This window comes from Roseateles chitinivorans (genome assembly GCF_002761755.1).
Taxonomy (GTDB): Bacteria; Pseudomonadota; Gammaproteobacteria; order Burkholderiales; family Burkholderiaceae_C; genus Roseateles; species Roseateles chitinivorans.
Genome location: NZ_PEOG01000114.1, coordinates 1 through 10456, shown reverse-complemented (window position 1 = coordinate 10456; position 10456 = coordinate 1). Strand labels below are relative to the sequence as shown.

Annotated in this window: 9 protein-coding genes; 4 read left to right on the top strand and 5 right to left on the bottom strand. The window is 71.7% G+C overall.

Features of this window, described 5'->3' with window-relative positions; genetic code table 11:
- Window positions 1-5: 5 nt before the first annotated feature.
- The gene (locus CS062_RS24140) at window positions 6-338 is read right to left on the bottom strand and encodes a DUF3649 domain-containing protein (protein ID WP_099864333.1); all 333 of its coding nucleotides are present in this window, start codon (window positions 336-338) and stop codon (window positions 6-8) included.
- A 217-nt stretch (window positions 339-555) separates the two neighbouring features.
- Between CS062_RS24140 and CS062_RS24135 the strand changes: the two genes are divergently transcribed.
- Window positions 556-3120 (top strand): penicillin acylase family protein, encoded by a 2565-nt coding sequence (locus CS062_RS24135; RefSeq protein WP_099864332.1) that lies wholly within the window; start codon window positions 556-558, stop codon window positions 3118-3120.
- Between the two features lie 183 nt (window positions 3121-3303).
- Here the strand turns inward: CS062_RS24135 and CS062_RS24130 are convergent, their stop codons facing one another.
- The 4 genes from CS062_RS24130 to CS062_RS24115 all read right to left on the bottom strand — a co-directional run bounded on the left by CS062_RS24130 (window position 3304) and on the right by CS062_RS24115 (window position 7116).
- Window positions 3304-3864: a hypothetical protein gene (locus CS062_RS24130; RefSeq protein WP_099864331.1), complete on the bottom strand. Its 561-nt coding sequence runs from the start codon at window positions 3862-3864 to the stop codon at window positions 3304-3306.
- A 185-nt stretch (window positions 3865-4049) separates the two neighbouring features.
- Window positions 4050-5156, bottom strand: a complete 1107-nt coding sequence (locus CS062_RS24125; RefSeq protein ID WP_099864330.1) for an enoyl-CoA hydratase/isomerase family protein — start codon at window positions 5154-5156, stop codon at window positions 4050-4052.
- Window positions 5153-6061, bottom strand: coding sequence for a DMT family transporter (locus CS062_RS24120; protein ID WP_099864328.1), 909 nt, complete (start codon window positions 6059-6061; stop codon window positions 5153-5155). Before CS062_RS24120 ends, CS062_RS24125 begins: the two co-directional genes overlap by 4 nt.
- Window positions 6062-6084: 23 nt before the next feature.
- Window positions 6085-7116, bottom strand: a complete 1032-nt coding sequence (locus tag CS062_RS24115) for an isoaspartyl peptidase/L-asparaginase family protein (RefSeq protein ID WP_099864326.1) — start codon at window positions 7114-7116, stop codon at window positions 6085-6087.
- 179 nt (window positions 7117-7295) lie between these two features.
- Here CS062_RS24115 and CS062_RS24110 point away from each other — a divergent pair, with 179 nt between their 5' ends.
- The 3 genes from CS062_RS24110 to CS062_RS24100 all read left to right on the top strand — a co-directional run.
- A complete protein-coding gene (locus CS062_RS24110) occupies window positions 7296-8486 on the top strand; it encodes an acyl-CoA dehydrogenase family protein (RefSeq protein ID WP_099864325.1) in 1191 nt (396 codons plus the stop codon).
- A 15-nt stretch (window positions 8487-8501) separates the two neighbouring features.
- Window positions 8502-9623, top strand: a complete 1122-nt coding sequence (locus tag CS062_RS24105; protein ID WP_099864323.1) for an acyl-CoA dehydrogenase family protein — start codon at window positions 8502-8504, stop codon at window positions 9621-9623.
- Between the two features lie 103 nt (window positions 9624-9726).
- Window positions 9727-10456, top strand: a 730-nt coding sequence (locus CS062_RS24100) for a P1 family peptidase (protein WP_143742490.1), incomplete at its 3' end; no start/stop codon positions are given.

The following is a 10456-nucleotide window of genomic DNA, read 5'->3' as shown; positions in this document are numbered from 1 at the left end:
CGCGCTCATGGCGAGACGGCCGGCGCGGCGCCGTGCCAGACGGACCAGGCCAGCGGCAGCAGCGGCAGCGCGGCGACGAACAGGCCGATCCAGGCCCGGGTGGCGCTGCGCACCGCGAAGACCCACACGACGGCGGCCGCGAAGACCGCGAAGCTGCCCAGCATGCCGCCGATGACGGCCTGGATGCGGCTGACCGGCAGCGCCAGCACCGCGACGCTGGCCAGCGCGGCCAGTGCGTAACCCCCGCCGACCGCCGCGACGATGCGCGAGATCAGCGGCAGGGACCGGCCGAGGGCCGCCAGCAGCGGCGGCGAGGAACAACGGAGGGTGTCGGTCATGGCGGGTCTTCAGATCGTCGGAGAGCGGGCACGTGTCGCTGGAAGGTGGCGGTGGGGAGGCGGAAGGACGCCGCCCATGTGCGAACCATTCTCAAATGAGAATCCTTCGCATCATAGTGGCCGGAACGCCGGGCCGGCGGCCCGACTGGCGCTCCTCGCCCTATCCTTGGGGCGCTCCGGTCCGCCCGGGCCGCGACAGCCACAAGGGAGACAAGACATGCGACCTTCCGTTCGAGGCGGCCAGCGGCCGCTGCTCGCGCTGACCCTGGGGATCGCCGCGCTGCTGACCGGCTGCGGCGACGACGACAACGGCGATCCCGCCGCCACCTACCGCGCGGAGATCCGCCGCACCACGATGGGCGTGCCGCACATCAAGGCGCCGGACTGGGGTGGCGCCGGCTATGGCTACGGTTATGCGCAGGCCCAGGACGACCTGTGCACGATCGCCAACGCGATGCTGACCTTCCGCGGCGAGCGCTCCCGCCACTTCGGCGCCGATGCGACCGTCCCCTTCCAGGGCACCATCGGCCAGCCGCGCAACCTCGACGCCGACTTCTATCACCGGCATGTGCTCAACGACGCGGTGATGCAGCGCCTGATCGCCGCGCAGCCGGACAAGCTCAAGCAGCTCGTCGCCGGTTTCGCCGCCGGCTACAACCGCTATGTCCGTGAGATCAAGGCCGGTGCCGAGCCCACCGCGCATGCGGCCTGCCGCAACGAGGCCTGGGTCGTGCCCATCAGCGACACCGACGTATTCCGGCGCCTGTACGCGGCGCACTTCGCGGCCGGCTACAGCAACTTCGTCGCGCCGATCGCCAATGCGACGCCGCCGGTCGCGGCCAGCCCTGCAACCGCGGGTGCCGCGACGAAGGCGGCGACCGCGACAGCGCGCGCGGGGTCGGCGATCGGGTTGCGCCACGGCTCCGAGCCGCCCCGAGCGGCGCGCGCGGCCGGGCGCCTGCAGCTCGCCATGGACCGCCTGCCGGCGTTCCAGGTCGGCGGCCACGATGGCGTGGGCAGCAACATGATCGGCTTCGGCACCGCGGCCACCGGCGACGGTAGCCCGCTGCTGTTCGGCAATCCCCACTGGTACTGGCGCGGCCCGGACCGCTTCTACCAGGCGCATCTCACCATTCCGGGCGAGCTGGACGTTGCCGGCACCTCCTTCCTGGCGGTGCCCGTCATCCAGATCGGCTACACCGACCACGTCGCCTGGAGCCACACCGTATCGACGGCGCGGCGCTACGGCCTGTTCCAGCTGACGCTGGTCCCCGGCGACCCCACCAGCTACCTGCGCGACGGCGTCGCGGTGAAGATGACCGCCCGCGAGATCACCGTGCAGGTGCGGCAGGCCGATGGCAGCATCGCGCCGGTCACGCGCACGCTCTACGAGTCCCAGCATGGCCCGATCGTCAACCTCGGCGCGCTCAATGCGGCGCTGGGCTGGACCGTCAACACCGTCTTCTCAATCCGGGACATCAACGCGGAGAACTTCCGGGTGTTCCGCGTCTGGCTGCGCTGGAGCCAGGCCAGGACGCTGGACGAGGTCGCGGCCATCCAGCGCGAGGAATCCGCCATTCCCTGGGTCAACACCGTGGCCGTGGCGCGCGGCGGCACGCAGGCCTGGTACGCCGACATCGGCGCGATGCCCAACGTCTCGGCCTCGCAGCTGAGCGGCTGCGCGACCGCGCTGACGACCGCGCTCAGCGCCGCCCTGCCCCGCACGCCGGTGCTCGACGGATCCCGGAGCAGTTGCGATTGGCAGACCGATCCGGACTCCAAGCAGCCGGGCACGCTCGGCACTTCCCGCATGCCCAGCCTGCTGCGGGACGACTACGTGCTCAACAGCAACGACAGCTACTGGCTCGCCAATGCGGCCGCGCCGCTGACCGGCTATCCGGACATCCTCGGACCGGCGGGCACCGCGTCGATCAGCTTCCGCTCACGCCTGGCGCACCTGCTGGTCCAGGACCGGCTGGCCGGCACCGACGGCCTGGCTGGCAACAGGGCCACCAGCGAGACCGTGCGCGCGATGGTGATCAACAGTCGCGCGCTCACTGCGGAACTCTTCAAGGACCAGGCGCTGGCGATGCTCTGCGCACCGGCGGCGACGATCGCGGTGACCGGCGATGCCGCGACCGGAGAGATCTTCAGCCCGGCGCGCAGCGTCGATCCCACCGAGGCCTGCGCGGCGCTGCAGGCCTGGGACGGCAAGGGGCTGCTCGGCTCGCGCGGCGCGCACCTGTGGGACGAGTTCTGGACCCGTGCCTCGCGAGTGCCGGAGGCGTCGCTGTTCCAGGTGCCCTTCAGCAGCGCCGATCCGCTGCGCACGCCGCGCGACCTGAACCCGGCGCTGCGGTCCACGCTGCTGCAGGCCTTCGGCGCCGCCATCCTGCGGGTGCAGGCCAGCGGCTTCGCGCTGACGGCGACCCGGGGCGAGACCCTGTTCGCGACGCGCGGGACGGAGAGGATCCCGATGTTCGGCGGCTGCGGCGCGCAGGGCTACTTCACCGTGGCGTGCGCGCTGAGCCGGCTCGACCAGGGGGGCTACGACCTCAACACGGCGACCAGCGCCAACAGCTACATGCAGGTGGTGCGCTTCCCCAGCGAGGGCGTCGAGGCCTACACCTTCCTGACCTTTTCCCAAAGCGACGATCCGGCGTCCGCGCATTACAGCGACTACACGCGCGCCTACAGCGCGGGGCAGTGGCAGCGGATGCCGTTCTCCGAGGCCGACATCGCCAAGGACCCGGCCTTGGTGACGAAGACCATCAGCGAGTAGCGGGGGGCCGAGGGGTGCCCAGCGTCATGTGCGATCCGGTAGGCGATGGAGCCAGGGCTTCCGCAGACCATCGCAGCAATCGAAGACACGCCCGGCCAGCTTCACATGATTCTTCACCTCCTGGATGGACACGGATTCGCCTCCGGTGCGATGCCTCCGCGGTCCCTGGCCTGAGCGAGCAGATCACGGGTGGTGATGGCCATGGAAACCACCGCCCTGAACGCGGTTGTTGGAGACGACGGCGAATTCCTCGTCATCGTCCGTCCCCAAGAACGAGAAGAGGACACCATCCCGGCACAGATCGAGATCGATCCAGCGAGATCGCACGGCGTCGTTCAAGCTGTGAGCGACTTCCTGGCTCGCATCGATGCGGAGCACGTAGCGGAAACCCACCTCCTCCATCTCCGGCACGAAGACATGCGCCGCCGCCGGGTTGCCGCGGGCAAGCCGGATCCCGCTCCTGCGCAGCAGCTCAGCGGCGACCTGCAGTCCCTCCATCAATTCGGAACACGACAGGTTGTACTGGACGTCCAGTTCCTGGAGGACTTGCGGAAGCTGGTGCCACTCGACCGTCCTCGCCCCAACGCACGACGGGGTCGAAGTGTCCGCAGGTTCGCCGAACAAGGCGCTCGGTTCGCGCAGCACGGCCATCAAATCGTCGTAGCCCACCTGCGGCCTCGGCGCCAACGGCGGCAGATTCGCCACCACGGCCCGCGCCCGCGCCAACTGCTCGTTCATCGTCATCGCTCCGACTCCTGCTTGCGGGACCCATCCCGGGAAGGCCAGCAGTTTCGGCGCGAAGACGCGTTTGTCGATTCCCTCGGAAGAGCGTTTCGTTGGGGGGCACTCAGACGAGTAGGTCAGCCCCCCTGCGCCGACAGGCGACACCGGCACGTCAGCGGATCGTCAGGCGGCAGCGGCCGACGCGCTCAGTCCAGCGCGCGCAGCGGATGCTCGGCCGGCGGCCATGGGCTGCGGAAGAAGGCCTCGACCTCGGCCGGCGTCACCTCCTCCACGCGGGCGGGGCGCCAGCGCGGCGCATGGTCCTTGTCGACCGCCAGTGCGCGCACGCCCTCCACCGTCTCGCTGGCCGCGCCGGGCCGCAGGTGGAAGCAGTGGTGCACCAGGTCGCGCTCCATGCGCAGGTCGTCCGCCAGGCTCATCGCGCGGGCCCGCCGGATCTGCTCCAGCGTCACCGCCATCATCAGCGGCGAGCGCTTGGCCAGCGTCGCCAGCGTCTGCCGCGCCCAGGGATCCGTGTCGGCCGCCAGCGACGCGAACAGCGCCGGCACCGACGCCGCCGAGAAGTGGCGGTTGATCAGCGCCCGCGCATTCCAGTGCTCGGCCACCGGCGCCAGGTCCACGCGCTCCATCACCGTCGCCACGACATGCTCGGCGCTGTCCTGCGCGCCGGTCCTGAAGGCCTCGACGATCGCCGGCAGCTCGCTACTGCGCACGAAGACGTCGCCCAGGCCCAGCTCGATCGCATCGCCCGCGCCGATCACCTGGCCGGTCAGCGCCAGCCATTCGCCGCTGTGCCCCGGGCAGCGCGACAGGAAATAGCCGCCGCCCACGTCGGGGAACAGGCCGATGTTGGTCTCGGGCATCGCCAGCTTCGAGTGCTCGGTCAGCACGCGCAGCTTGGCGCCCTGGCTGATGCCCATGCCGCCGCCCATCACCACGCCGTCCATCAGCGCGATGTAGGGCTTGGGGAACTGGTGGATCAGGTGGTTGAGCGCGTATTCCTCGGTGAAGAACGCATCCAGCGCGGCATCGCCCGCCAGCGCGGCCTGGTGGAAGAAGCGGATGTCGCCGCCGGCGCAGAAGGCCGCGGGCTTGCCCTCGCGACCGGCCCCCAGCACCGCCACGGCCTGGATGCGGGGATCGTCGCGCCAGGCGGTGAGCAGCGCGCTCATGTCGCGGATCATGGCCAGCGACAGCGCGTTGAGGGCCTGCGGACGGTTCAAGGTGATCAGGCCGAGGCAGCCATTGACCTCGGCCAGGACCAGTCCTTCGGATTGCAGCGACGGAATCACAGCGACATCTCTCCACTCGTAGGGGCGGCCGGGCGGCGCCAGGCGCCCAGCAGCTCATTGCCAATCAACGCGGCCAGCACCATAACACCGCCGAGCAGCGCGGCCGGGGACGGCGCCTCGCCCGCGATCAGCCAGGCCCAGAGCACGCCCAGCAGCACTTCCATCAGCGCCAGCAGCGCGACTTCGGCCGCCGGCAGCACCCGCGTCAGCCGCACCACGATCAGGCAGGGCACGGCCAGCTGGAACACGCCCAGACCGGCCAGCAGCAGCAGGTCGTGCCCCGAGGCCGCGAACGGCCAGGCCAGCGGCAGGGTGGCGAGCGCCGAGAGCATCGCGCCCAGCCACACGGCCGGCAGCAGGTCCGTCGCACCGTCGCCGGCACGCGCCTGCAGCAGCGTCCAGTTGCTGGCCGCCGCGACCGGCACCGCCAGCGCGACGCCCATGCCCAGCCAGGCGTGGGCGCCGGCGCGCATCTCGCTCGCGAACATCCAGGCGATGCCGGCGCTCGCGATCCAGATCGCGACCCAGGTGCGCGGCGCCAGGCGCTGGCGCAGGAAGACGCGCGCGAACAGCGCCGTCAGCAGCGGGCCCAGCGCCATCGTCACGAGCACGTTGGCCACGCCGGTCATCGTCAGCGCCAGCATGAAGGCCGTGTACATCACCGCCCAGCACAGGCCGGAGCCGAGCACCGCCGGCGAGCGCCGCAGCCGCGGCAGGGCCTCCCGCCAGTAGTCGCGACCGCGCAGCATCGGCAGCAGCAGCGTCAGCGCCAGCGCGTTGAAGGCGCTGCGCCAGAAGGTCACCTCGAAGCCGCGCGCCGAGTCCAGGTGGCGCGACACCGCGCCAGCACTGCTCCACAGCAGCGTCACCAGCAGCATCAGCAGGACGGCGGATCGATGGCGCATCGGTCGTTCAGGCAGCCGGCGCATCACTCGCCGCGGTAGATGGCGACGAGCGGCTCGCCGCCGGCCTCGACCCAGCCGCGATACATGCCCTCGGTGTTGAAGCCCAGCCAGAGGTTGCCGAGCCCGTCGACCGCGATCAGGCCGCCGTCGCCGCCGACCTCGGGCAGTTCGTCGAAGACGACGCGGGTGCAGGCCTCGGCCAGCGGCAGCCCGCCGATGCGCATCAGCGCGCCGACCTCGTGCGCCGCGGCCGCCCGGATGAAGGCCTCTCCCGTCCCGGTGCAGGAGACGGCCACGCAGCGGTCGTCCGCGTAACAGCCGGCGCCGGGGATCGGGGAATCGCCGACCCGGCCGGGCCGCTTGTTGGTCATGCCGCCGGTGGAGGTCGCGGCCGCCAGATGGCCGGCGGCGTCGCGCACCACCGCGCCGACGGTGCCGAACTTGGTCCGGTCGTCGATCGGGCCGCTGGAGGCCGACGCCGCGCCCGGCGCGGCCGTCGAGGCATCGGCCGCCACGGCCGACTGGCCGTCGTGGTCCAGCACCTGGCCGAGCGCGAGCGCCCTCGCCTGCCGCAGCTGCGCCAGGCGCTGCGGCGTGCCGAACCAGGTCGGCTCGACCCGCTCCAGGCCCTGGTCGAAGGCGAAGGCCTCGGCGGCCGGGCCGATCAGCAGCACATGGCCGCTGTGGGCCATCACCGCGCGCGCCGCGAGCACCGGGTTGCGCACCCGGGTCACGCCGGCGACCGCGCCCGCCGCGCGGTCCCGCCCGTCCATCACGCTGGCGTCCAGTTCATGGCGCTCGTCGGCGGTGTAGACCGCGCCCTTGCCGGCATTGAACAGCTCGCACTCCTCGAGCCGGCGCACCGCCTCGACGGCGACGTCCATCGCCGCGTCGCCGCGCGCGAGCTGCCGGGCGCCGTCGGCCAGGATCGCCGCCAGCGCGGCGCGATAGGCGGACTCCATCTCGGCACTCATGCGGTCGCGGCGGATCGTCCCGGCGCCGCCATGCAGGGCGAGCACCGGACGCGGCAAGGCGGTCGGGAAAGAGGCGGTCATGGCGAGGCGGCGGCGTGGCGGAAACCGGGAAGCCGCGCATTCTCGCGCGGCTCCGGCATGTCCCTGGGCTTGTCCCGGTCGGGACAGGGCAAAAGCGAACGCTCGTGCTAAAACCCCGCGCAGTCCGCCGAGCGCGCCCCTGGGCGCCGGCCCCGACATCGAAGACGCAGGAGACACGCATGGACCTCAACTTCACGCCCGAGGAGCAGGCCTTCCGGGCGGACATCCGCCGCTGGGTGGCCGAGCACCTGCCCAAGGACATCAGCCACAAGGTGCACAACGCGCTGCGCCTGAACAAGGACGATCTGCAGCGCTGGGCGCGCATCCTGGGCAAGCAGGGCTGGCACGGCTGGGCCTGGCCCAGGCAGTTCGGCGGCCCGGGCTGGAACGCGGTGCAGCGCCATCTCTTCGAGGAGGAATGCGCGCTGGCCGGCGCGCCGCGCGTCGTGCCCTTCGGTCCGGTGATGGTCGCGCCGGTGATCATGGCCTTCGGCTCGCGCGAGCAGCAGGAGCGCCACCTCCCCGGCATCATGAGCGGGGACGTCTGGTGGAGCCAGGGCTACAGCGAGCCGGGCTCGGGCTCGGACCTGGCCTCGGTGAAGACCCGTGCCGAGAAGCGCGGCGACAAGTACATCGTCAACGGCCAGAAGACCTGGACCACGCTGGGCCAGTACGGCGACTGGATCTTCTGCCTGGTGCGCACCGACCCGTCGGTCAAGCCGCAGGCCGGCATCTCCTTCCTGCTGATCGACATGAAGTCGCCCGGCGTGACCGTGCGGCCGATCATCATGCTCGACGGCGAGCACGAGGTGAACGAGGTCTTCTTCGACAACGTCGAGGTGCCGGTGGAGAACCTCGTCGGCGAGGAGAACAAGGGCTGGACCTACGCCAAGTACCTGCTCGCGCACGAGCGCACCAACATCGCCGACGTCAACCGCGCCAAGCGCGAACTGGAGCGGCTCAAGCGCATCGCCAGGGCCGAGGGGCTGCTCGGCGGCTATCGCGAGGACGCCCGCTTCCGCGACCAGATCGCGCTGCTGGAGGTGGACATCGTCGCGCTCGAGATGATGGTGCTGCGGGTGCTGTCCGCGGAGAGCAGCGGCAAGCAGTCGCTGGACGTCGCGGGCCTGCTGAAGATCCGCGGCAGCGAGATCCAGCAGCGCTACACCGAGCTGATGATGCTGGCCGCCGGCCCCTACGCCACGCCCTTCATCCACGAGGCGATGGAGGCGGGCTGGCAGGGCGACCATGTCGGCGCGGCCCACTGCGCGCCGCTGGCCAGCCACTACTTCAACTATCGCAAGACGACGATCTACGGCGGCTCCAACGAGGTGCAGCGCAACATCGTCGCGCAGACCGTGCTGGGCTGAGGCAGGAGACACGACATGGATTTCGATTTCACCGAAGACCAGAACTCGCTGCGCGACGCGGTGCGGCGCTACGTCGACAAGGACTACAGCTTCGAGCAGCGCCGTGCGATCGTCCGCGCGGGCGGTTTCTCGCGCGCCGTCTGGGACGGCCTGGCCGGCCTGGGCCTGACCGCCCTGGCGGTGCCGGAGGCCCATGGCGGCCTGGGCTTCGGCCCGGTCGAGGCGATGGTCGTCATGGAGGAACTGGGCCGCGGCCTGGTGATGGAACCCTATGCGCAGGGCGGGCTGGTCGCGCCGGCGGTGCTCGCGCAGGCGGACGACGCGGTGCAGGGCGACTGGCTGCCACGCATCGCGGGGGGTGAGGCGCTGGTCGTGCTCGCCCACCAGGAGCGCCGCGCGCGCTACCGGCTCGACCTGTGCGACACGCTGGCCACGGCGGATCACCGGCTCACCGGCCTCAAGAGCGTGGTGCCCGCCGGTGACGCGGCCGACGCCTTCATCGTGCCGGCGCGCGCCGGCGGCGCGGACGCCGGCATCGCGCTGTATCTGGTCGCCAAGGACGCCGCCGGCGTCGCGCTGCGCGGCTACGCGCTCCACGACGGCTCCCGCGCGGCCGAGTTGACGCTGCAGGACACGCCCGCCACGCTGCTGGTCGGACCGGCCCGTGGCCTGGCGGTGCTGGAGCACGCGGTCGACATCGCCATCGCCGCGCAGGCGGCCGAGGCGGTCGGCGCGATGGACCGCTTCGTCGCGCTGACGGCGGAATACCTGAACACGCGCAAGCAGTTCGGCGTGGCCATCGCCAGCTTCCAGGCGCTGCGCCATCGCATGGCCGACATCAAGATGCAGCTGGAGCTGGCGCGCTCGATGAGCTACTTCGCCACGCTCAAGCTGGGCGAGCCGGCGGAGGCGCGCCGCCGCGCGGTGTCGCAGGCCAAGGTGCAGCTCGGGCAGGCGATGCGCTTCGTCGGCCAGCAGTGCACCCAGCTGCATGGCGGCATCGGCGTGACCGACGAGTATGTCGGCAGCCATTACTTCAAGCGGCTCACCCTCATGGAGATGCAGTACGGCGACACGCTGCATCACCTCGGTGAAGTCAGCCGCCGCATGCAGGACACGGCCGGCGTCTTCGCCTGATCCGGCGGCCCGGCCAGGTCGTGGCCGCCAGGTCGGCGCATCAAACGCGCCGACCTACACTGCGCGCTCGGGTCGCCCTCCCCGCGCGGCCTTGGAGCGTGCCATGCCTGCTGCGTCCCCCGCCGTCCGGGGCGCCCTCTCCGCCACCGATGCGGGACGTTCCGCCGCTGACGGCCTCAGCGAGACCGGCAGTCTCTGCGACGTCGCCGGCCTGAAGCTCGGCCATTTCACCCATCCCTCGGCGCCCACCGGCTGCAGCGTCGTGCTGTGCGAGGCTGGCGCGACCGCGGGCGTCGATGTGCGCGGCGCCGCGCCCGGCACGCGCGAGACCGACCTGCTGCGTCCCGAGAACACGGTCCAGCAGGTCCATGCGGTCCTGCTGAGCGGTGGCAGCGCCTTCGGGCTGGCCGCGGCGGACGGCGTGATGCGCTGGCTGGCCGAACGCGGCCATGGCTTTCCGGTCGGCCAGGTGCGCGTGCCCATCGTGCCGGCGGCGGTGATCTTCGACCTCTGGCGCCACGGCGTGGCGACCGCTCCCGACGCGGACGCGGGCCGCGCCGCCTGCGACGCGGCGTCCGCCACCGAACACGCGCGCGGCCCGGTCGGGGCCGGCGCCGGCGCGACGGTCGGCAAGCTGCTCGGCGTCGACCGCGCAATGTCCGGCGGCCTCGGCATGGCCTCGCTGCGCCTGGGCGAGGTGACGCTGGCGGCGATGGTGGTGGTGAACGCGGTCGGCGACGTCGTCGATCCGCGCAGCGGCGAGGTGCTCGCCGGCTCGCGCGGCCCGGACGGCCGGCCGCGCTCGACGGTGCGGGCGCTGCTCGTTGGCAGAC

Bases quoted from the DNA above. Each gene is read 5' to 3' on its own strand.
- CS062_RS24140 (WP_099864333.1), bottom strand. From the start codon at position 338: ATGACCGACACCCTCCGTTGTTCCTCGCCGCCGCTGCTGGCGGCCCTC.
- CS062_RS24135 (WP_099864332.1), top strand. From the start codon at position 556: ATGCGACCTTCCGTTCGAGGCGGCCAGCGGCCGCTGCTCGCGCTGACC.
- CS062_RS24130 (WP_099864331.1), bottom strand. From the start codon at position 3,864: ATGACGATGAACGAGCAGTTGGCGCGGGCGCGGGCCGTGGTGGCGAAT.
- CS062_RS24120 (WP_099864328.1), bottom strand. From the start codon at position 6,061: ATGCGCCATCGATCCGCCGTCCTGCTGATGCTGCTGGTGACGCTGCTG.
- CS062_RS24115 (WP_099864326.1), bottom strand. From the start codon at position 7,116: ATGACCGCCTCTTTCCCGACCGCCTTGCCGCGTCCGGTGCTCGCCCTG.
- CS062_RS24110 (WP_099864325.1), top strand. From the start codon at position 7,296: ATGGACCTCAACTTCACGCCCGAGGAGCAGGCCTTCCGGGCGGACATC.
- CS062_RS24105 (WP_099864323.1), top strand. From the start codon at position 8,502: ATGGATTTCGATTTCACCGAAGACCAGAACTCGCTGCGCGACGCGGTG.